Origin of the sequence: Streptomyces sp. NPDC051569, from assembly GCF_044454085.1 — a bacterium.
Classification (GTDB): domain Bacteria; phylum Actinomycetota; class Actinomycetes; order Streptomycetales; family Streptomycetaceae; genus Streptomyces.
Genome location: NZ_JBITDJ010000009.1, coordinates 1 through 21,723, shown reverse-complemented (window position 1 = coordinate 21,723; position 21,723 = coordinate 1). Strand labels below are relative to the sequence as shown.

The following is a 21,723-nucleotide window of genomic DNA, read 5'->3' as shown; positions in this document are numbered from 1 at the left end:
CGCCAGCTGGTGTGCCACCCGCGCGCCGGTGTCGGGTAGGAACGCGCCATCCCGGCCCGGCAGCCGAACGTACTCCCCAGGGTCCGCGGGACCGCCGGGCCGGGGCGGCGCAGGCAACTCGTCGGCACACGAAGGGATCTGTACCCCCCATGTACACAGCATCGTCCTCCGTGTCCGCCCCGCCCCGGCCGACGCGTACGGTCGCGGTCGGCAGCGGACCGTATCTCGACCCCTCACATGCCGGTCGGGCGCGGCGCTGGGCGGGGACGGCCACCCAACCGCTCAGCGGGAGAATCGACGTGTCGGGCCCTCAGGGCGCGCAGCTGCGGATGGCGATCGCGTCGGTGCACCGGATCTGCCCGGAGTTCAATCCGGTGCAGGTGCTGCGCCGCAGCGGCCGTTCCGTCCTGCTCGTCGGAACCACCGGGCGCACCACCGCGGTCGCCAAGTGTTTACTGGACCACTCCCCCGTGTGGACCGAGCGGTTCCGTCACGAGATAGCGGCCTATCGCTCCTTCGTCCGGCACCGGCCCCCGGTGCGGGCACCGCGCCTCATCGCCGCGGATCCTGAGAACTGCGTCCTGGTGGTCGAGCGGATGCCCGGTCGTGCGGCGGCCCTCACCCGCCATCCGGCGCAGGCTCCGTCCAGGACCGATCTGCGGGCCGCGCTCGGCGCGGTCGTCCGGCTCAACACCTGGCAGCCGCCGGCCGGGATGTTCGGCAAGCCGCTCGACTACGCGACGCGGATCGCCCGCTATCACGAGCTCGGTCTGTTCACCGACCGGGACCTGGGCGATCTGCAGAAGCTGATACACGGTCTCGCGAGCAGCAGGCAGGGCATGAACCAGTTCTGCCATGGCGACGCGCTGCTCTCGAACATACTGCTGTCACCGGCGGGTCCGGTGCTCGTCGACTGGGAGCACGCGGGCTGGTATCTGCCCGGGTACGACCTGGCGACGCTGTGGGCGGTCCTCGGGGACGCCCCGGCGGCGCGTCGGGAGATCAGCAAGCTCGCCCAGGCCCGGGGGGCCGCGGCGCGGGACGCGTTCCTGGTCAATCTGATGCTCGTCCTGACCCGGGAGATCCGGATGTACGAGACGGCGGTGCAGCGCGCGATGCGGGAGACGCCCCCGTCGGGCGCCGGTGGCGACCGGTCCCGGCAGGGGGCGCAGCCGAGTGGTCCGGTGGCGGGCGAGGAGCAGCGGCTGCTGCTGCGGCGCCTGCACGACGACTGCGCGATGGCCCGGCGGGCCGTGCGCGCCGCGGTGGGCACGCGCTGAGCCGGGCGGGCGGGGCCCTCGCGGGAGTGAGCCCCCGTGCCGCGCGCCTCAGGGCGGCACGGGGCGCGCGGCACGGGGCGGCGGAAGAGGCGGGGAGCGGCAGGAGCGGACTGTATACATTCATTGGTCCACTCCACTGACGCGCCGCAGGCCCGGGGGCCATCGCCGCGAAACTCCGCGACACGCCCGCTGACGTGCGAAATCCTTGCTGTGGCGGATGATTGACGGATCGTCCGCCAGCCGATACCTCTGTAGGCGAGTCGGCCCAGCAGGCTTGTCGCGCATCACCCGTCACTGGAGGCTGCATTGCAAGGTTCCGTCCCCCCACGACCGAGGCCCGCCCGCAGACACGTATGGAGAGCGGGGGGCGCCGTGGCGTCCGCCGCCCTGCTGCTGCCCCTGGTCTCAGCCGGTCCCTCGGCCACCGCCGAGAAGCCCGGATCCGGCACGTTGCAAAGGGAGTTCGCCGCGGCATCGGCACGGTACAAGGTGCCGCAGAGCGTGCTGCTCGGTGTCTCGTACCTGCAGTCCCGCTGGGACGCGCACAGCGGCGCCCCCAGCGTCACCGGCGGCTACGGCCCGATGCACCTGACCGACGCCAGGACCGCGCTCGCCGAGGCGCCGCACCATGCGGACGGCACCGAGGACGCGCGCGGGGACAGCTCCCGCGCGGTACGGACGGCCACCGTGAAGGCGCTGCCCCAGGCGTCCGAGCTGCCCGCGCGGCTGCGCACCCTGGACCGCGCCGCCCAGCTGACCGGGCTGCCCGCGAAGGAGCTGCGGGAGAGCCCGGCCGCCAATGTCGAGGGCGGCGCGGCGCTGCTGGCCGCCGCCCAGCGTGAGCTGGGTGAGCCGCTGAGCGGCGATCCGGCCGACTGGTACGGGGCGGTCGCCCGCTTCTCCGGCGCCGACGACTCCGCGACCGCCACGACCTACGCCGACGACGTGTACGCGGTGATCCGGGGCGGCGAGCGGCGCACCACGGACAGCGGCCAGCAGGTCGCGCTGCGCGCGGTTCCGGCGCTCACGCCCGACACCTCCCAGCGGGCCCGGCTGGGGCTGCGCGGTCCCAAGGCCGCGAAGACGGAGTGTCCGACGACGGTCGCCTGCGAGTGGGTACCGGCGCCGTACGAGGAGTTCGGCGAGGGCGACTACGGCAACCACGACAAGGCGGACCGGCCGAAGTCCCAGTCGGTCGACTACATCGTGATCCATGACACCGAGGGGTCCTGGGACACCACCCTGCGGCTGGTCCAGGACCCGACCTACGTGTCGTGGAACTACACCCTGCGCTCCTCCGACGGACACATCGCCCAGCACGTGGCGCTCAAGGACGTGGCCTGGCACGCCGGGAACTGGTACACCAACGCCAAGTCGGTGGGTCTGGAGCACGAGGGCTTCCTCACCGCGCCGGACGCCTGGTTCACCGAGGCGATGTACCGCACCTCCGCGCGCCTGGTCACGTATCTGGCGAAGAAGTACGACATCCCGCTGGACCGGCAGCACATCCTCGGCCACGACAACGTGCCGGGCACGACCACGTCCACGATCCCCGGGATGCACACGGACCCGGGCCCGTACTGGGACTGGGCGCACTACTTCCAGCTGCTCGGCAAGCCGTTCCAGGCCACGGCGGGCGCGACCGCCGACGTGGTGACGATCCGGCCGGACTTCGCGACGAACAAGCCGCCGTACACCGGGTGCGAGAAGGCCGGCGAGGCGTGCGCGCCGCACGGCTCGGGCGCCGTACGGCTGCACACCGCGCCGGACGAGAGCGCGCCGCTGGTGAAGGACATCGGGCTGCGTCCCGGCGGTGACGCCTCCACGATCGACGTCAACGACATGGGCGCCCGTGCCTCGACCGGCCAGCAGTTCGCGGTCGCCGAGCGCCAGGGCGACTGGACGGCGATCTGGTACCTCGGCCAGAAGGCGTGGTTCAGCAACCCGGGCGCACGGCCGACAGCGGTGGGCGCCAAGGCCTCGGTGCTGACGCCGAAGGCCGGGGTCGCCGAGGTGCCGGTGTACGGGCGTGCCTATCCGGAGGCGTCGGCGTATCCGTCGGGCGTTCCGGTGCAGACGGTCTCCGCCCTGCCGTACAAACTGCTCGCGGGCCAGCGGTACGTGGTGGGTGGCCGGGCGCCGGGCGAGTACTACTACTCGCCGGTCTTCGACACCACCGCGCACCAGGTGGTGCGGGGCAAGGAGATCTACTACGAGATCCAGTTCGGGCACCGGGTCGCCTATGTGAAGGCGGCCGATGTCGAGGTGCGGCCGGCCGCGCGCTGACCCCACCCCGCGGGAGATCGGGCGTCACCGGCCGGGAAGGCCGGTGACGCCCGACACGCGTCCCGCGCTCGCGCGCCGTGCGTCACGTGGCGCGGACGGCGCGTCCGTCCGGTGCGTCAGTAGCGCAGGACCGCGGCGATCCGGTCGTGCGCGGCGAGCGCGTCGTCGGGGAGGAAGACCACTTCGGCGCCGCCGTCCAGCGCCGTCTCCACGAGTTCGTCGACGATGTCGTCGCGTACGTCGGGGCGGGCGGCCGTCGCGTCGTCCACGGCGACCAGATGGCCGTCGCAGACCCGGACGGTACGGCGGTAGTGCTCTTCGAGTGCGACCAGGCCCGCTCGCTTCTCGCGTACCGACTCCCAGACCTCGTCGAGTCCGGCACCGAAGGCACGCCGGCCCCTGGCACCGTCCAGGCGGTTCATCACCTCGTCCTTCTCGCGGCGGGCGTACGCCTCGATCACGGGCCGGAGTTCCTTGAGCAGGACGGGGGCGGGGCCGTTCGTCAGACCGCCCTTGACGAGCCGGCCGGCCGCCGCGCGGGTGGCGCTGCCCGCCTCGTCCAGCAGGGCGAGGGCCGGTGCGAGGCCGACCAGATGGAGCGGCCGGGGCCGCTCCGCCAGGACCTTGCCGACCGCGTCGTCGACGGTCCGCAGGAACCGCCGGGTCTCCTCGTCGCGGAAGGTGCTGGGTGTGTCGCCGATCCGTTCCTCACGTTCGACGTCCCAGCTGTCCTGCGGCGCCTGCATCGGGAATCCGTCCTCGCGGTGCTCGTGCAGCCGCTCGCCGGCACCGCTCCACAGCGTCGCGCGGTCGGCGGCGATCCCGAGCACCCAGTACGGCCGCGACTGCGCGGTGGCGGCCACCAGATTGCGGGTGAGGTACGTGTCGCTCAGGACGACGCGTTCGGGCACCTCGCGCGGCAGGTACCAGATCCCGTGGTCCTCGGCGTCGGCGAGGACCAGCAGTCCGTCGAGCGCGTGGCTCAGGTCGACCTCGGTGACGGCCTGGGCGAGGCGCGCCCTGACCGAGGCGTGGGTCCGCTTGTCGAGCTTCGGCTCGGCCTCCAGCCGGCGCCCGGCCTCGGCGACGAGTTTGCGCAGCCGTACCGCGTCCTGATCGCTGCGGGGCTCACGCCGGTGCGTGGGCATCGTCAGGGATACAGCCGGGTACGGGCGCGGTGTGCGGAGCTCCCGCAGGACGTCGGGCGTCAGAGCATTGCTGTCCATGCTGTCCCTTCGCTCGATGAAGGTCCGGCGGCGGACCGACGCCCGGCGCCCGGATCCTCATGCGTGCAACCATTTTGCGGGACTTTGTCCGGCTCCGCAGGCGGGGCGTCGCGGGAGGGCCCCGGGACCCTCCCGCGAGGGGGCTGCGAACCCCCGATCACCAACCCCCGATCACGAATCCTCGGGGAAGACGTACGTGCGGCCCGCGATCACGCGGATCGTCCGCTCGCCACCCGGCAGCAGGGTACTGCGCAGGGTCAGGTCGGTCGTACGGCTCGCGTGCAGCGTGATCCGGTCGGCCCGGCCGCCGGACCAGGCGATGTCGAGCGTGACGCCGCCACGCGCCCGCAGTCCGGTCACCTGGCCGTCGGGCCAGGCGGCGGGGAGGGCGGGCAGCACCTCGACCGGACCGTGCTGGCTCTGCACCAGCATCTCGGCGACCCCGGAGGTGGCGCCGAAATTACCGTCGAGCTGGAACGGCGGATGCGTGTCCCAGAGATTCGGCAGCGTGGAGCCCTTGAGCTGCTCGGAGAGCATCGTGTGGGCGTGGTCGCCGTCCCGCAGCCGCGCCCAGAAGTTGACCTTCCACGCCTTGCTCCAGCCGGTCCCGCCGTCGCCGCGCGCGGTCAGCGAGACCTTCGCGGCCTCGGCCCACTCGCTGCCGGCTTCGATCTGCCGGCCGGGGTGGAGACCGAAGAGGTGCGAGACGTGGCGGTGGTCGTCCGTCGGGCTGTCGATGTCGGTCTTCCACTCCTGCAACTGACCCCAGGAGCCGATGCGCAGCCCGGGGTCGAGCCGGCCGAGGGTGTCCTCCAGCCGGGTGCGGAAGTCGGGGGCGTCCCCGAGGGTCCGCGCGGCCTCCAGGGTGTTGGTGAACAGGTCGTGGACAATCTGCTGGGACATCGCCGCGCCCACCGTGAAGTCACCGTGTTCCGGGGAGTAGCTGGGGGTGACGACGAGCTTTCCGTCCCGGGGGTCGGTCCTGAGGTTGTCGAGCCAGAAGGCGGCGGCCTCCTTCATCACCGGGTAGGCGGTGGAGCGCAGGTAGTCGGTGGAGCCGTTGAAGCGGTAGTGGTCGTACAGCTGCTGGGTGAGCCAGGCGGCGGCTTCCGGGAACCAGAAGGAGCTGGCGTACTCGTGGACCCCGGTGAAGCCGTACGGATTGGTCTCGTTGTTCACGACCCAGCCGGCCGAGCCGAAGATCTCCCGCGCGCTGCGGCGGCCGGGCTCGCGCATCGCTTCGACATAGCGGTCGTACGGGGCGGTGGTCTCGGCGAGATTGGTGACCTCGGCGAGCCAGTAGTTCATCTGGAGGTTGATGTTGACGTGGTAGTCCGCCGACCAGGGCGGGTCGACGACGTTGTTCCATACGCCCTGGAGGTTCGCGGGCAGCGAGCCGGCGCGGGAGGAGGCGATCAGCAGATAGCGCCCGTACTGGAAGAAGAGCGCTTCGAGGGCCTTGTCGGCGGCGCTCGTCCCGTCGGTGTAGCCCGCCAGGAGCTGGTCGGTGGGCAGGTCCGGGAGCCGCTGGCCGATGTCGAGCGAGACCCGGTCGAAGAGCGCGCGGTGGTCGCCGACGTGCTCGGCGCGCAGTTCGTCGTACGAGCGGCCGGCTGCCGCGTCCACGGCGCCGGTGACGGCTCCGTGCGGGTCCTCGCCCCGGTAGTCCGGATAGGTGTCGGCGTAGTCGGTGCCCGCCGCGAGGACGAACCAGGCGCGGTCGGCGCCGCTGACGGTCAGGGTGCCGTCCGCGCCGGCACTGACCTCGCCGCCCTCGGCGATCACCCGGATCTGCGCCTCGAACCGCAGCCCGTTGTCCTGGAGCGCGCCCTGGACGGTGAGCCGGTCGCCGGTCGCGGCGGCGGTGTGGTCCGCGCGCGGCGAGGTGTAGCGCAGGGTGAAGCCGACCGAGCCCGGCCGGTCGGCGGAGAACCGTCCGGCGATGACCTTGCCGGGGCAGGAGGCGAAGAACTCCCTGCTGTACGCGACGTCTTCGTGGGTGTACGCGACGGCCGCGACGGCGGACGCGAGATCGAGGGAGCGCCGGTACGAGCCGTCGGGGGCCGCCGGAGCGCCGGGCACGGCCAGCTCCAGATCGCCGAAGACCTGGTAGGCGCCGAAGCCGTGCTTCGGCTGGCCGAGTTCGGCGGCGACGGCCTCCGGGGTGAGCTTGCCCTCGGCGTCGAGCCGCTCCTGGACGGAGGCGAGGGCGCCGGGCCGGGGCTCGGTCCAGTCGCCGTGGTCGTATCCGCCCGCCGCGCCGGGGCCGCCGGTCCAGAGCGTCTTCTCGTTGAAGGTGAGCCGCTCGGTGGCGAGGGTCCCGTACACACTGGCGCCGAGCGCGCCGCTGCCGATGGGCAGCGACTCGCGCTCCCAGTCGGCGGCGGGCGAGGTGTACCAGAGGGTCAATTCATCGGAGGGGTCGGCCGCAGCGGCCGTTCCGGACATCACCGGAACTCCCAGCGTCAGGGCGCCTGTTACTCCGAGAGCGGACTTGAGCGTCGTTCTGCGACTGATACCAGGAGTCATGGCCAGCACCGTAAAAGTCCGATGACTGTTTTTGCAAGGGACATGACAAATTAACTCCGTGGACACGACCGGCCCGGATCGGTGCCGGGTCCGGCCGTACGGAGTCCGCCGGCTCGGCCGTGCGGTCCCGGCCGCGCCGAGAGCGGCGCCGCTGGAGCCGGGATCAGCCCTGCTGGAACAGTTCCGCGGGCAGCGGCTTCAGCAGAGCGTAGAGGTCGTCGGTGATCGGCCGGTCCCAGCTGGCGATGGTGACCAGGACCTTGTCACTGCGGTCGAACTGCACGCAGGAGATCCGGCTCTCCGAGAGCTTGAGGCGGCGCACGATCAGCAGGTTGTCGCCCTGCATCACCGGCATGTCCTCGACGCCGATGACCTCGACGGGCTCTTCGTTCTCCAGGGCCAGCAGCAGTTGGGCGACCTCGAACGGAACCTGTCCGTCGTCCAGGGCCCGCGCCGGGGAGCCCTCGGGCAGATTGCCGATGACCATCGCCGGACCGCGTCCGCCGAAGAGGTCGTACCGGAGGAAGACACCCTGGCAACTGCCGTCGGGCGCGGGCAGCAGACCCGCCCCGAGATTCCCGGGCCAGTCACCCGGGTCCATGGCCAGGACATCGAAGTCCGGGCCCGCGGGTGTGGCGGCGCTGCGGCGGCGGAGAAAGGACATCCCACCATGGTACGGGTTCACGCCACTTCGTCCGCGCCGGGTGCCGGGGTCCCGGAGACCGGCTCCGGCACATCGTTACCAGTGGTACGGGCGGGGCGGGCGTGACGAGTGAGGCCGGGCCTGTCAGGCGGAGCGCGCCGCCAGGTCCCGGAGCAGAGCGAGGGCCTCGGGAGCCCGCTCGTACGGCACGAACAGATGGTCGTGGTGGAAACCCGCGACGACGTTGCAGCTGAGGCCGGCCCCGGCGAGCTCCGCCGCGACGGCGGCGGTCAGCCCGACGGCCGCCAGGGCGGAGTGCACGCGCAGGGTGATCCAGCCGGCCGTGTAGTCGTACGGCAGCCCCGCCGCGTCCGCCTCCTCCGCCCGTACGACCAGGGTCAGCCCTTCCGCCTCGGCGACGGTGACGACAGGATTCAGGCCGGGGAGCGCCGGGCCGGGGTGCGCCGGGGGTGTGCCGGGCAGGGCGGGGCCGGCGCTGTGGGTGAAGACGTAGCGGCCGGGGTTCAGCTCGGGCCGCATCCCGCTCAGCAGTTTCCGCAGATCACGCTCGCCGCTCATGATCGTCAGATTACGGTGCGCGGTGGGGACGGCCGGATCCGGACGGCGCGGCGTGCCGCGTCTCCGCCTCAGGTGGGGTCGAACTCCGCGGCAGCGCAGACGGACCGCAGCGAGCGGCGCAGCGCCGCCGCGTGCACGGCGTCCGGCCGCCGTTCCGTGCGGACCAGCGCGGCCGAGGCGCGGAGGACGCCGCCGCAGTGAGGGGTGGCACGGTCCGGGGCCGCGCGGGCCAGGGCCCGTACGAGCGCGTCGTCGACCCGGTCGATCTCGGCGCGCACGGCGGAGAGTTCCGGCCTGCCTGCCGGGGCCTCGGCGGGATCGGCGTCCCAGCGGCGGAGCAGCGCCCGCTGTACGGCCTTGCCGGCCGCGATCTGGTCCCGGAAGATCCGTACCGTCGCCACCGGGTCGGCGCCCCGTTCACGCGCCCGGTGCGCGACCGTGTCGAGGACCCGCCGCTCACGGACCGGATCGTCCACGGGGCTCCCGGTGCCCCGTTTCGCCGCCGCGACCAGGTCGGCGATCGCGAGGCGCCGCGCGGAGAGACCGGCGACCGGCCGGAGCCGCGCGACGGGGTCGGCGCCAGGCTGGAGCGCTGAGGGGCCGGCGTCCGGCTGGAGCGCCGAGGGGCCGGGGCCCCCGGCGGGCAGGGCGGCGGCCGTGCCCGCGCCGAGGAGGAGAGCGGTGGCGGCGGCGCCCGCCGTGAGCCACCCGCGTACGGAACCGGTGGGATCCATGGACGTCTCTCCGCTCAGCCGGGTCGGGACTCCGAGCGTAGGTCCTGTCCGGCGGGCAGGCGGGGAAGGGCACACCGCCACCGCGTGTCAGATCCCGAACTCCCTGAGCTTCGAGAGGAATTGCCCGGGCCGCGCCGCGTGCACCAGATGGCCCGCCTCGATCGTGGCCGGGCGGGCGTCCCGAATCCGGTCGGCCGTCCAGGCGGAGTTCTCCTGGGTGATGCGGCTTTCGCCGCCGCCCGCGATGACCCGGGTGGGGACCGTGATCCGGTCGAAGCGCGCCCGCCGGAGCGGATCTGGGTCATTCAGCTGGGCGTCGACGGACGGAACAACAGGCCGGTCGACATCGAGCGCGCCCGTCGGCCGCCCGGCAGACACACCAGCGGTTCTCCCTCCCCCGCCAGGTGGCAGGCCAGGCGGGTCCCGTCGTCCGCGCTGAAATTCGGCATGCCCTGATCGTCGCGGTGCGCCGCCGGTCAGGGCAAACGGCTTTCGCCCGGGTCCACGAGCGTCATGGCCCTTGACGCTCGTGGACCCGGGCTGAATTGCTGATCCCGGAGCAGTCGACCGAATGATCGGTTGGCCACGTGCCGCACAACACCCGCTCCGGAGACCTGTCCCGAGAGACCCGCCCCGAGAGACCCTGGAGTGCGCCCATGACCCCTGCGCCGGACGCGGCGGACGCGGCGGAACGGCTCAGCCGCGAGGAGCTGGCCGTACGGCAACTGGAGCGGCTGCGGTCCACGCTGCGCCGGGCCTACGAGCGCGTGGGCTTCTACCGGCAGGCCTTCGACCGGGCGGGGCTGCGCCCGGAGGACTGCCGCTCGCTCGCGGACCTGGCGCGCTTCCCGTTCACCGCCAAGGCCGATCTGCGGGACAACTATCCGTTCGGGATGTTCGCCGTGGACCGGTCCGAGGTACGGCGCATCCACGCCTCCAGCGGCACCACGGGCCGGCCCACCGTCGTCGGGTACACCCAGCGGGATCTGGACACCTGGGCCGATCTGGTGGCCCGCTCGATCCGGGCGGCCGGCGGGCGTCCCGGGCACATGGTCCATGTGGCCTACGGCTACGGGCTGTTCACCGGGGGGCTCGGGGCGCATTACGGCGCCGAGCGGCTGGGCTGCACCGTCGTCCCCGCCTCCGGAGGGGTGACCGCCCGTCAGGTCCAGCTGATCCAGGACTTCCGCCCCGACATCATCATGGTGACGCCCTCGTACATGCTCACGCTGCTCGACGAGTTCGAGCGCCAGGGCGTCGATCCCCGTTCCACCTCGCTCCAGGTGGGCCTCTTCGGCGCCGAGCCGTGGACGGAGGAGATGCGGCGGGAGATCGAGGAGCGGTTCGCGATCGACGCGGTGGACATCTACGGCCTGTCGGAGGTGATGGGCCCCGGGGTGGCACAGGAGTGCGTGGAGACGAAGGACGGCCCGCACATCTGGGAGGACCACTTCTATCCGGAGGTCGTCGATCCGTCCACCGGTGAGGTGCTGCCGGACGGCGAGAAGGGCGAGCTGGTCCTCACCTCGCTCACCCGGGAGGCGATGCCGGTCATCCGCTACCGGACCCGGGATCTGACCCGGCTGCTGCCCGGCACGGCCCGGGTCTTCCGGCGGATGGAGAAGGTCACGGGCCGCACCGACGACCTGGTGATCCTGCGCGGGGTGAATCTCTATCCCACCCAGATCGAGGAGATCGTGCTGCGTACGCCGGGGGTGGCTCCGCACTTCCAGCTCCGGCTGACCCGCGAGGGCCGGATGGACGCGCTGACCGTACGGGCCGAGGCCCGAGCGCAGGCGGGCCCCGGACAGCGCGCGGAGGCGGCGCGGGCGATCGCGGCCTCCGTCAAGGACGGCATCGGGGTCTCGGTGGGGGTGGAGATCGTCGATCCGGGGACGCTGGAACGCTCAGCGGGAAAGAGCCGGCGGATCGTGGACCTGCGGACGGCGTGAGAGGGCCTCCTCCTCAGGGTCGCCGAACAGTCCCCGGGGGCCGGGCGGGCCGGCCGCTCACGGGCTGATGGCGAGGAACACGAACGCGGCGAAGATCCCCAGATGGACCCCGCCCTGAAGGAGCGTGGCGCGTCCGGGTGCGACGGTCAGGGCGCCCACCACGACGGTCAGGGCGAGCAGCACCATATGGACGGCGTTGAGCCCGAGTACCAGCGGTCCGCTCAGCCAGATGGTGGCGAGCGCGATGGCCGGGATCGTCAGCCCGATGCTCGCCATGGCCGAGCCGAGGGCCAGGTTGAGGCTCGTCTGCACCCGCTCGCGGCGGGCCGCGCGCACGGCGGCGAGGGTCTCCGGCAGCAGCACCAGGAGGGCGATGACCACACCGACCACGGCCTGCGGCAGCCCGGCCGACGCCACGCCCGACTCGATGGTGGGTGAGACCGCCTTGGCGTCACCGACGACCGCGACCAGCGCGATCAGCAGTATCGCCAGGCTCAGGGTCGTCGCCCGCCGGGTGGGCAGCGGCGCGTGGGTGTCCTCCTCCCGCAGCTCGCCCTCCTGGGTGACCGGCAGGAAGTAATCGCGGTGACGTACGGTCTGGACGGCGACGAAGAGCCCGTACAGGACGAGTGAGGCGACGGCGGCGAAGCCGAGTTGCGCCGGGGAGAACTGGGCTCCCGGCTTGCTGGTCGTGAACGTCGGGAAGACCAGGGTCAGGGTGGCCAGCGTCGCGACGGTCGCCAGCGCCGCGCCGGTGCCCTCGGCGTTGAACACGGCGAGTCTGCTGCGGATCGCGCCGACCAGCAGGCACAGCCCGAGGATGCCGTTGCAGGTGATCATGACGGCGGCGAAAACGGTGTCCCGGGCGAGCGAGGCGGTCTTGTCACCGCCGTCGATCATCAGGGTGACGATGAGCGCCACCTCGATGAAGGTGACGGCGACGGCGAGGACGAGGGAGCCGAACGGCTCCCCGACCCGGTGCGCGACGACCTCGGCGTGGTGTACGGCGGCGAGCACCGCGCCCGCGAGGCAGAGGGCGACCAGCGCGACCGCGTAGCCGGGCAGATGGCGCCCCCAGCTGAGCGCGAGGGCGACCACCGCGATCAGCGGCACCACCACGGTCCACTGGGACAGCAGTGCCCTCGGGCCGGTGCGCGTACTCATGAGCCACACGCTGCCAGAGGCGCCGGAGGTACGCGCGGTGAGCTGCGCCGGACGGCGCCCGCCCCGCGCGGGCGTGATGTCGGGTCAGTTTCCCGGTGGGTGACGGGCAGGATGGTCCACCGGGACCACGACAGTCACTGTGCGGGAGGAGGTCCGGTGACGGAGGACGAGGACGCCGTGGGCTTCGGCCCCCGCTCCGGTCGGACGACCCTGCGGCACGGCTCGGCCGAGCGGGCCGGGCTGATCCCCGGTCAGCTGGAGGAACTGGTCGCCGACGCGGTGGCCTTTCTGGGGCCGTCCCCCGCGTATCCCTCGTACGCGGGCGCCGTCCTGCTCGCCGGGCGGGGCGGGACGGTGGCGCTGCACCGGGCGATCGGCTCGGCGGTGCGGTACGCGGCGTACGACGAGAGGACGGATACCGGGGTGGAGTTGCCGGCCGGGCAGCGGATCGCCATGGCCGGGGACACGGTCTTCGACCTCGCCTCCGTCTCCAAGCTGTTCACGTCGATCCTCGCGGTGCGGCAGATCGAGCGCGGCGCGCTGGAGCTGGAGGCGGAAGTCGCCGCGTACCTGCCGGAATTCGGGCGGGCGGGCAAGCAGGACATCACGGTGCGCCAGTTGCTCACCCACACCTCGGGGCTGCCTGCCTGGATCCCGCTCCACCGGGCACCGGCCGGGAGGACGGGGGCGGCCCTGGAGCCGATGGAGGGCAACGAGCCGGGAGGCGGCCGCGAGGGCGGGCTCCGGCTCCTGTGGGAGCAGGCTCCGGAGCGGCCGCCCGGCACCGCCTACCGTTACTCGGACCTCAATCTGATCGCGCTCCAGCTGCTCCTGGAGAAGATCACCGGTCACCCTCTGGATGCACTGGTCCACGACGAGATCACCGCTCCCCTCGGGATGCACCGCACGCGCTACAACCCGCCCGCCTCCTGGAAGCCGAAGATCGCCGCCACCGAGGACGCCCGGCCGCCGTGGTCGGGCCTCGACCGGGGACTGGTGTGGGGCGAGGTCCATGACGAGAACGCGTACAGCCTCGGCGGCGTCGCCGGCCATGCCGGTGTCTTCTCGTGCGCCTGGGACCTCGCGATCCTGGCCCGTACTCTGCTCAACGGCGGCGCGTACGGCCGGGCGAGGATCCTGCGCCCCGAGTCCGTGGAGCTGATGTTCGGCGACGCCACCACGGGCTTCCCCGGCGACGCGCACGGCCTCGGCTTCGAGCTGTACCAGCACTGGTACATGGGCGCCATGGCGACCCCGCGAACGGCGGGCCACACCGGGTTCACCGGGACCAGCCTCGTCCTCGACCCGACGACCGACTCGTTCCTCGTCGTCCTCAGCAATTCCGTCCACCCGGTGCGCGGCCGGCGCTCCGGCAGCGCGCCGCGCGTGGCGGCCGCCGACCGGATGGCGCGGGCCGTGGCCGTGCGGCCGACGCGGGGCCCCACCGCGTGGTTCTCCGGCATGGCCGCCGCCACGACGGCCACCCTCACCCTGCCGCCGGTGGCGCCCGCCACACCGCACGGAGTGCTGCGCTGCGCCCTGTGGTGGGACATCGCGCCCGGTTCGGGAGCGCTGTTCCTGGAGGCGTCCGGCGACGCCGGTACGACGTGGCGTCCTGTGCCCTTCACCACCGTGCCGACGGGACGTGCGGGGTGCCCGGACCAGGAGCCGCGGGCCCGTCCGGCGGGCTCGGTCACAGGCTGGTCGGGACGGCTGTGGTACCGGCTGACCGCGCCGCTCGCGCCCTGGCACGGCACCGGGGTACGGCTGCGCTGGCGGTACACGACGGATCGGCGGTACGTCGGGCGGGGCGTGTACGTGGACGAGCTGCTGATCGAGGACGGTGCCCGTACCCTCTTCGACGAGGCACGCCAGCGCGACGCGGCGCGGATCGAGGCGGTGGGCTGGACGGCGTCCCCGGACTGACCGCCGGGATGGCGAGCAGGGTGTGAGGCCGGCGGGTTGCCGGTTCTGGCCGGGCTCGAAGGCTGCACCGAGCGCGGCTTCGATGGACCGGTGCGTGGATGGCAAGGCGCTGAGGGCGAGGTCGGGTGAGGTCGCGACATCCTCGTTCTGGAGGACACGCACCAGTGGTTCCGCCGGTCCGCTCCGCAGGACGACAGGGACAGCGGTTCCCGGTGCCGGGCCGGGAAGAGCCCGCCCCGGCCGGGACCGTCCCGGATGACGGTGCGGATCCGGCGGCCGCCCCCGGGCAGCCGCCGGATCCTGGGCATCAGCGATTGTCGTGCAGTTCCTGGTGCATCTGGGGCTGGTTGTCCTGGTCGTGGGTCAGGGCGAACTTCTGGACCTCGTTGTATCCCTTGGAGGCGATGCCGAGGATGTCCTTGTACGGGTTGACGCCCACGGCCTTCTTCGCGCCGCCGCCCAGAAGACCACCGCCGATTCCGCTGACCAGACCGTGGCCGGCGGCCAGCGGCTCGGCGGCCGGACCGAGCACGCTCCGGGGCAGGCCGGCCATGTCGGCGTACTTGTCGGTGAGGGCGTGGCGGACCATCGCGAAGAACGCGTCGTGCACGCCCGGGGGGTAGAACTTCTTGTAGAAGTCGACCGCCTGCTCGGTCATGAACACTCCGTCGTCGGTCTTCTTCCACTCCTTGTCGCGTTCCTGGTTCCACAGCGCCTCGACCTGGTCGGCGTTCTTGGGCATCAGCCACTTCTCGGCGGTGCCGAGGTAGTGGCTGACGTAGTGCCAGGCGCACATGAATCCGTCTGCGTCGTCCTTCGCGACGTCGACGCCCAGTCGCTCCATGGCCTGCAGGATCTGGGTGGAGAAGACGAAGGCGGCCCCGGTGGTGTATTTCTGCGAGACGGGCTCTCCCCACGTGGCGTAGTCCCACTCGCCGCTCTTGCGGTGCAGTTGCCGTACGGAGGCGTGCACCAGGCGCACCTTGGTGACGTTCGCCGCGAGTGTTCCGTCCCTCATCGCGTTCTTGTCGCCCATGTCGAGGAAGAGCCGGGAGGACTGCGACAGGCGCCGCCCGGGGCCGTCAACGCCGCCGAGGCGCCCGGTGGAGCGCAGGGTGAACGCGCCGGCCGGGGCGAGGTAGGTGCCGATGAGACCGACGGTGCCCTGGAGCATGGAGACTTCGCCGTGGTGGTGGGCGAAGAAGCTCTCCGCCGCTGTGACGTCCGCCTCGGACCAGTCCGGCGGCGGGGCCGTGGCCTCCTTGAGGAATTCGGCCAGCCTCGGCGGGAGTTGGGAAAGGTCCTGGCCGGGCTTGAGCGTGCCGATCGTACGGAACAGGGCGTTGACCCCGTCGATCTCCTTGTTGTCGATCAGGTCGGACACGAGTTGGTCGGCCTTCGGATCACCGGCCTTGTTCGCCGCTTCCAGTTCCGAAGCGATCGTCGCTGTCGTCAGTGCCACAGCAGGACTCCCATCCAGGGGTGCGGGGTTTCGCCGTCACAGGCGCGCGACCGGCCCAGACCTGCCGACCGAGGTCCGGCGCGGCAGCCGGACAGCCGACATGCTCCCGGCCGCCACGGCGAGCCCATAACCCCCCGCGCCAGGGGCATCGTTTCGTCCTCACCCGAACAGCCGACGACACGGCCCTGCCCCCGCCGCCACCATCCGCACCGACACACAAAGCCTGTACGCCGACGAGAAATCAGCAACTCAGCGGCGCAGGAAGCTGACAACCCGCTCCCTGACCAGGAGGGGGCGTCCTCGCACCCCGGGGCTGGACCCGCGACCGGCTCTCCACGTCCACCCGAACTCGTCCACATCCGTCCCGCCCGCGCGTTGACCGCTTCGGCCCCCGCGGGCACTGTCCTGGGTGGTCCGCCCACGCGGGCAGGGGGCCGTCGAGACCGGCGAAGTCACCATCGCGAGGCGTGCCGTCAGCCCCAGGCCCGGCGCGCGGCCCGAGCGGTGACACGTAGTGCGGCTGCTCCTCGCCTGAGCCGATGTCAAATCCGCGTCCGGGATGATCGGCGGATGGGCTGGTCGATCCGAGGAGTTTCCATGTGGCACGACCTGACGTCGATTCAGATCCCCATCGCGGAGAAGATCGTGCGCACCGTCGCGGTCTACGCGTTGATCGTGGTCCTGTTCCGGCTGAGCGGCAAGCGGGGCCTGGCGAACCTGAACACCTTCGACTTCGTCGTGATCTTCCTGCTGTCCAACGTCGTGCAGAACGCTGTCATCGGGAACGACGACAGCCTGCTCGGCGGGGTGATCGGCGCGGTCACCCTGGTCACCATCAATGTGCTGCTGAACCGGTGGCTGGCGCACGACGAACGAGCCGTTCGCCTCGTGGAGGGCAGGCCGAGCACCGTCATCGAGGACGGCCACCTGCTCCCCGATGCCCTCAAACACCTGGCGCTGCGCCCCTCGGAGATCGAACACGCGGTCCGGCTCCAGAGCGGTGAGGCGGTCGACGACGTCGCCGTCGGCCGCCTGGAGCCCGACGGGCAGCTGGTCATGGTCCTCAAGCCCCCGCAACAGGGCGCGACCAGGGCGGACATCGCCCGGCTGGACACGCGCCTCGCTGCCATCGAACAGCTCTTGACCCCCGCTCCGCCCCGGGACTGACGCCGTCCCCGGGCCCCCCGGGTCGCAGGCCCCGTCATGTGCCGCCGACGAACTCGGTTGCCTTCACCACCAAGCCCGCCCCGGCGCTGCGCACACGCACCGTGAGCACCACGACAGTCCCGCTCACCCTCTCCTGGAGGGCCACCGACACCGCCGCGCCGAAGGGGGTACGCCTTACCGCCCCCGTGGCCAAGACATACGGGCCGACCACCTGCGGCGCCCCCACCGCCAAGGCAGGCGCGGCCACCACCTGGTCCGTGACCGCCCCGCCGACGCCCCGCTCACGCCGCGTCCCGCTCACGCCGACGTCCCGCTCACGCCGACGTCCCGCTCACGCCGGCGCCGCCCCCGGATCCCGCTCGGCGTCCCGTTCCGGCTCCCCTCAGCGTCCCAGCGCCGCCATCGCCGCGTTGTGGCCCGGCACACCGCTGACCCCGCCGCCCCGGACGGCTCCCGCGCCGCACAGCAGCACGTTCGCGTGCGCCGTCTCCACTCCCCACCGGCCGGTTCCCTCGGCGGCGTACGGAAAGGAGAGGTCGCGGTGGAAGATGTGGCCGCCGGGCAGGCGCAGGTCGCGTTCGAGATCGAGCGGGGTCTTCGCCTCGATGCAGGGCCGGCCGTTCTCGTCCAGCGCCAGGCAGTCGGCGATCGGTTCCGCGAGCCGGTCGTCCAGCTGGGCGAGGGTCGAGGCGAGCAGTTCCGCGCGTACGGCGTCGTTGTCGTGCGCGAACAGCCGGGCGGGGGTGTGCAGTCCGAACAGGGTCAGGGTCTGGTAGCCCTGGGCGGCGAGCTCCGGGCCGAGGATCGACGGGTCGGTCAGGGAGTGGCAGTAGATCTCCGACGGCGGCGCACTCGGCAGCCGGCCGGCCGCCGCCTCCCGGTAGGCGGTGGCCAACTGCTCGTACCCCTCGGCGATATGGAAGGTGCCCGCGAACGCCTCCCGTGGGTCGACGCCGCGGTCGCGCAGCCGGGGCAGTCGGCGCAGCAGCATGTTGACCTTGAGCTGGGCGCCCTCGGCGGCGGGGGGCGGCTCGGCCCCGAGGAGGGCTGCGAGGGTCTGGGGCGAGGCGTTCACCAGGACCTGGCGGGCCGTCACCGTACCTTCGCCGTGCCCGCGCCCCGGTGTGTCTCCGACCGGTGTGTCGCCGCCCCGCCTGTCGCCGCCCGCGCCGTCGTCGCGGAACGCGACCTCGGCCTGTGTTCCGTCGGTGTCGATGCGGGTCACCTCGTGCCCGGTACGGATCTCCGCACCGGCGGCGCGCGCGGCCTCGGCCAGCGCGTCGGTGAGCGCGCCCATACCGCCGACCGGCACGTCCCAGTCCCCCGTACCGCCGCCGATCACGTGATAGAGGAAGCAGCGGTTCTGCGTGAGGGACGGATCGTGGGCGTCGGCGAACGTCCCGATCAGGGCATCGGTCAGCACCACGCCCCGGACGAGGTCGTCGCTGAACCGCTCCTCGATCGCGACCCCGATGGGCTCCTCGAAGAGTGTCCGCCAGGCGGTTTCGTCGTCGATCCGGGCCCGCAACGCCTCGCGGGTGGGCAGCGGTTCGGTCAGCGTGGGGAAGACCCGCTCGGCGACCCGGCCCGTCATCCCGTAGAAGTCCCGCCAGGCGGCGTACTCCTTCTCCCCGCCGGTCAGCGCGGCGAAGGACTCGCGGGTACGTCCCTGGCCCACCAGCAGTCCGCCGCCGCCCTGCGGGGTGTACGAGGAGACGGTGCGCTTGCGTACGGCGAAGCGCAGTCCCAGCTCGCGGACGATCTTCTCGGGCAGCAGGGACACCAGGTAGGAGTACCGGGAGAGCCGGGCGTCGACGCCCGCGAAGGGACGGCTGGAGACGGCGGCGCCGCCGGTGTTCCCGAGGCGCTCCAGCACCAGCACGGAGCGCCCGGCGCGGGCGAGGTAGGCGGCGGCGACCAGGCCGTTGTGGCCGCCGCCGACGATGACGGCGTCGTACGAAGCGTGTGCGGGCATGGGCCCTTGGTAACACGCGGATGATCGCGGGGCCAGAGGCCGGCGGAGATCGGCCGGGGCGTTCGGGGAGCGGTCCCGCGCCGACCGGACGGCGGGTGGCCGGACGGCGGGCCGCCGCCGACCGGCCTGTACCGTGCGGTGCCGTGCGTGCCGTGCGTGCCGTGCGTGCCGTGCGTGCCGTGCCGTGCCATGCCGTGCCGTGCCGTGCCGCTGTCAGGGGCCGGGCGGTCAGGGGCCGTGGCTGGAGTGCTGCCGGCGCAGCGCCGCCACGCGCTGGTACAGCGCGGCCGCCTCGGTGCCTCTGCCCAGCCGTTCCAGGCAGTACGCCTCGTCGTCGCGGGCCGCCAGGGACTCGGGATGGGCGGGGCCGAGGACCCGTTCGCGGGCCTCCGCGACCCGGCGGTAGACGGACAGGGCATCGGGCCAGCGGCCCAGCCAGCCCAGGCCGACGGCGACCTCCCGGAGGGAGACGAGCGTGTCGGGATGGTCCGGGCCGAGGACCCGTTCACGGATCGCGCGGACGTCGTGGGCCTCCGCGAGTGCCTCCTCCCAGCGGGCGAGGCGGCCGAGGCTGACGCCCAGGGCGTGCCGGGCGCGCAGGGTCTCGGGGTGGCCCGGCCCCTGGACGCGGGCGCGGTCGGCGACCAGGCCGCGGTACAGCTCCAGCGCCTCCGCGCCCCGGCCGAGCCGGCCGAGGCTGACACCGACCTCGTACCGGGCGGCGAGCGTGTCGGGATGGTCCGGGCCGAGCGCCTGGGCGCGGTCCGCCGCGACCTCGCCGTAGGCGGTCAGCGCCTCCGTCCGGCGCCCCAGCCGGCCCAGCGTGTAGGCCACTTCGAACCGGGTGACCAGCGTGTCGGGGTGCCGGGCGCCGAGCACCCGGGAACGGACCGCGGCGACCTCGCCGGCCAGTCGGTGGGCGTCCTCGATGCGGCCCAGCCTGCTCAGGTTGTACGCCAGATTGTGGCGGCAGCGCAGTGTGTCCGGGTGTTCGGGTCCCATCACCCGCTCGCGGGAGGCGAGGACGGACGCGTACAGCTGATGGGCCTCGAAGTGCCGGCCGAGCTGCCCCAGGGCGTACGCCGTCTCCTGGCGGGCGGCGAGCGTGTCGGGGTGGTCGGGGCCGAAGACGCGTTCGCGTCCCTCGGCGACTCGCGCGAACGCGCGCAGGGCGTCCGCCGTCCGGCCGGTCCTGCTGAGGGTGACGCCGACCTCGTACCGGCTGGCGAGGGTGTCCGGGTGGTCGGGGCCGAGGGTGTGCTCGCGTTCGGCGGCGACCGCCCGGTGCACCTCGCCCGCCTCCTTCCAGCGGCCCAGCCGGCCCAGGCTCAGCCCGGCGTTGTGCCGTCCGGTGAGCGCGGCGAGCTGCTCGGGCGGCGGGGTGGGCCGTCCGGTTCCGCCGAGCGCGGGGCCGGTCACGGCGGCGCGCGGGTCGGCCGGGCCGGTCCACTCCCCGGTCAGGCCCGCGGTGGGGTCGGGCGGCGTGGGCCGCGCCACGTGCGTGCCGGTCGCCTGGTGGCCGGTGGTCATGGACCGGGTCCAGGACGGCAGCGGGGCGCCGCCGGGAAACCGGGGCGGTGGAACGGGGGCCGCTCCCGCGACGGCCCGGTGCGGGCCCTCGGCCGAGCGCGCGGCGCTGATCCTGCGCCGGAGTTCCGCCGCGTCGGCGGGGCGCTCCCCGGGTGACTTGGCCAGCAGGTCGAGGACGATCCGGTCGAAGAAGGCGGGCAGTTCGGCGCGGTGCTTGCGCGGCGGTTCCGGCACGGTGTCGCGGTGGCCGATCAGTATCGCCCAGGAGTCGTCGAGGTCGAACGGCGGAGCGCCGGTGGCGATCTCGTACAGCACGCATCCCAGCGAGTAGAGGTCGCTGCGGTGGTCGATCTGGCCGGCGCCGATCTGCTCGGGCGACATGTAGTGCGGGGTTCCCATGGCGATGCCCGTGCCGGTGAGCCGCGAGGTGAAGTCGAGGTCATGGCCGAGGCGCGCGATGCCGAAGTCGCAGATCTTCACGGTGCCGTCGGTGAGCCGCACGATGTTGGCGGGTTTCAGGTCGCGGTGGATGACGCCCTGTTCATGGGTGTACGCGAGGGCTTCCGCGACCTGCTCGGCGATGTCCACGACGTCGGGCACCGGCAGCGGCCGCTGCTGGTTGTCCGCCAGCAGCTCACTGAGGTTGCGCCCTTCGAGCAGTTCCATGACGAGGTAGAGGACGCCGTCGTGTTCGCCGAAGTCGTGGACGACGGTGACGCCCCGGTGCTGGAGGGCCGCGGCGACCCGCGCCTCGCGGCGGAACCGCTCCCGCATGATCCGGGTGACGGCGTGATCCTGCTGCGGTCCCATCGGCTTGAGGCACTTGACCGCGACGCGCCGGCCGAGTGATTCGTCGCGGGCCCGCCAGACCTCGCCCATTCCCCCGCGCCCGATCAGATCGAGCAACTGGTAGCGGCCCTGGATCAGCCTGGTGTGCCCCATCGCGTGCTGTCGCCCCCGTCGCCTCGCCGTGCCCTCCCCGGCGCGTCCAGTATGGCTGGCCGGGTGGGGAGTGGGTACGGGGCGGGACGCGCGGCGGGGCTTCCACTCGCGGGGCGGGCGGCCCTGACCGTACGGCCGCACGCCGCCGTACGACGGCGTGCGGGCTCCTGCGCCCGACGCGAAGGAGCCCGCACTGCTGTATGAACGCCGCCGGCGTACGCCCCCCGGGGCGCGGTGTTACTTCTTGCCGTGGTTGGTGACGGTGCCGCCGACGGTCTGGGTGTAGAAGTCGATGACCTGGCCCCAGTTGCCGAAGTACTTGCGGGCG

15 protein-coding genes are annotated in these 21,723 nt (G+C 72.8%); 5 read left to right on the top strand and 10 right to left on the bottom strand.

The window, feature by feature from the left end:
• Positions 1-149 precede the first annotated feature (149 nt).
• Together ACIBAE_RS15840 and ACIBAE_RS15835 are read left to right on the top strand one after the other, a co-directional pair.
• Complete coding sequence (locus tag ACIBAE_RS15840; RefSeq protein WP_399285398.1) at positions 150-1,280, top strand: aminoglycoside phosphotransferase family protein; 1,131 nt, start codon at positions 150-152, stop codon at positions 1,278-1,280.
• Positions 1,281-1,586: 306 nt separating this feature from the next.
• Entirely contained in the window at positions 1,587-3,566 is a 1,980-nt protein-coding gene (locus ACIBAE_RS15835) for an N-acetylmuramoyl-L-alanine amidase (protein WP_399285396.1), read from the top strand.
• Between the two features lie 116 nt (positions 3,567-3,682).
• Here the strand turns inward: ACIBAE_RS15835 and ACIBAE_RS15830 are convergent, their stop codons facing one another.
• The 6 genes from ACIBAE_RS15830 to ACIBAE_RS15805 all read right to left on the bottom strand — a co-directional run bounded on the left by ACIBAE_RS15830 (position 3,683) and on the right by ACIBAE_RS15805 (position 9,655).
• The gene (locus ACIBAE_RS15830) at positions 3,683-4,792 is read right to left on the bottom strand and encodes a chemotaxis protein (RefSeq protein ID WP_399285394.1); all 1,110 of its coding nucleotides are present in this window, start codon (positions 4,790-4,792) and stop codon (positions 3,683-3,685) included.
• A 171-nt stretch (positions 4,793-4,963) separates the two neighbouring features.
• The gene (locus ACIBAE_RS15825) at positions 4,964-7,240 is read right to left on the bottom strand and encodes a glycosyl hydrolase family 95 catalytic domain-containing protein (protein WP_399285537.1); all 2,277 of its coding nucleotides are present in this window, start codon (positions 7,238-7,240) and stop codon (positions 4,964-4,966) included.
• A gap of 244 nt (positions 7,241-7,484) precedes the next feature.
• The gene (locus ACIBAE_RS15820; protein WP_399285392.1) at positions 7,485-7,985 is read right to left on the bottom strand and encodes a hypothetical protein; all 501 of its coding nucleotides are present in this window, start codon (positions 7,983-7,985) and stop codon (positions 7,485-7,487) included.
• Positions 7,986-8,108: 123 nt separating this feature from the next.
• Positions 8,109-8,543: an ACT domain-containing protein gene (locus ACIBAE_RS15815; RefSeq protein ID WP_399285390.1), complete on the bottom strand. Its 435-nt coding sequence runs from the start codon at positions 8,541-8,543 to the stop codon at positions 8,109-8,111.
• A gap of 68 nt (positions 8,544-8,611) precedes the next feature.
• Positions 8,612-9,277 carry a gamma subclass chorismate mutase AroQ gene (aroQ, locus tag ACIBAE_RS15810; RefSeq protein ID WP_399285388.1) on the bottom strand — a complete coding sequence of 222 codons (666 nt, stop codon included), beginning with the start codon at positions 9,275-9,277 and terminating at the stop codon, positions 8,612-8,614.
• Positions 9,278-9,364: 87 nt separating this feature from the next.
• Positions 9,365-9,655 (bottom strand): alpha/beta fold hydrolase, encoded by a 291-nt coding sequence (locus tag ACIBAE_RS15805; RefSeq protein ID WP_399285386.1) that lies wholly within the window; start codon positions 9,653-9,655, stop codon positions 9,365-9,367.
• 278 nt (positions 9,656-9,933) lie between these two features.
• On the opposite strand from ACIBAE_RS15805, the gene paaK reads away from it, so the two are divergent.
• Positions 9,934-11,229: a phenylacetate--CoA ligase PaaK gene (paaK, locus tag ACIBAE_RS15800; RefSeq protein ID WP_399285384.1), complete on the top strand. Its 1,296-nt coding sequence runs from the start codon at positions 9,934-9,936 to the stop codon at positions 11,227-11,229.
• A 57-nt stretch (positions 11,230-11,286) separates the two neighbouring features.
• Here paaK and ACIBAE_RS15795 read toward each other — a convergent pair whose 3' ends face one another.
• The gene (locus tag ACIBAE_RS15795; protein ID WP_399285382.1) at positions 11,287-12,393 is read right to left on the bottom strand and encodes a calcium:proton antiporter; all 1,107 of its coding nucleotides are present in this window, start codon (positions 12,391-12,393) and stop codon (positions 11,287-11,289) included.
• Between the two features lie 111 nt (positions 12,394-12,504).
• Here ACIBAE_RS15795 and ACIBAE_RS15790 point away from each other — a divergent pair, with 111 nt between their 5' ends.
• A complete protein-coding gene (locus ACIBAE_RS15790) occupies positions 12,505-14,319 on the top strand; it encodes a serine hydrolase (RefSeq protein ID WP_399285536.1) in 1,815 nt (604 codons plus the stop codon).
• Positions 14,320-14,626: 307 nt separating this feature from the next.
• Here ACIBAE_RS15790 and ACIBAE_RS15785 read toward each other — a convergent pair whose 3' ends face one another.
• Complete coding sequence (locus tag ACIBAE_RS15785; protein ID WP_399285381.1) at positions 14,627-15,781, bottom strand: oxygenase MpaB family protein; 1,155 nt, start codon at positions 15,779-15,781, stop codon at positions 14,627-14,629.
• A gap of 597 nt (positions 15,782-16,378) precedes the next feature.
• Between ACIBAE_RS15785 and ACIBAE_RS15780 the strand changes: the two genes are divergently transcribed.
• Positions 16,379-16,948 carry a DUF421 domain-containing protein gene (locus ACIBAE_RS15780; RefSeq protein ID WP_399285380.1) on the top strand — a complete coding sequence of 190 codons (570 nt, stop codon included), beginning with the start codon at positions 16,379-16,381 and terminating at the stop codon, positions 16,946-16,948.
• A 382-nt stretch (positions 16,949-17,330) separates the two neighbouring features.
• On the opposite strand, the gene ACIBAE_RS15775 is transcribed toward ACIBAE_RS15780, so the two are convergent.
• Together ACIBAE_RS15775 and ACIBAE_RS15770 are read right to left on the bottom strand one after the other, a co-directional pair.
• On the bottom strand, positions 17,331-18,923 hold the full coding sequence (locus ACIBAE_RS15775) for a phytoene desaturase family protein (protein ID WP_399285378.1): 1,593 nt from the start codon (positions 18,921-18,923) through the stop codon (positions 17,331-17,333).
• Positions 18,924-19,151: 228 nt separating this feature from the next.
• On the bottom strand, positions 19,152-21,395 hold the full coding sequence (locus tag ACIBAE_RS15770) for a tetratricopeptide repeat protein (protein WP_399285376.1): 2,244 nt from the start codon (positions 21,393-21,395) through the stop codon (positions 19,152-19,154).
• Between the last annotated feature and the right edge of the window lie 328 nt (positions 21,396-21,723).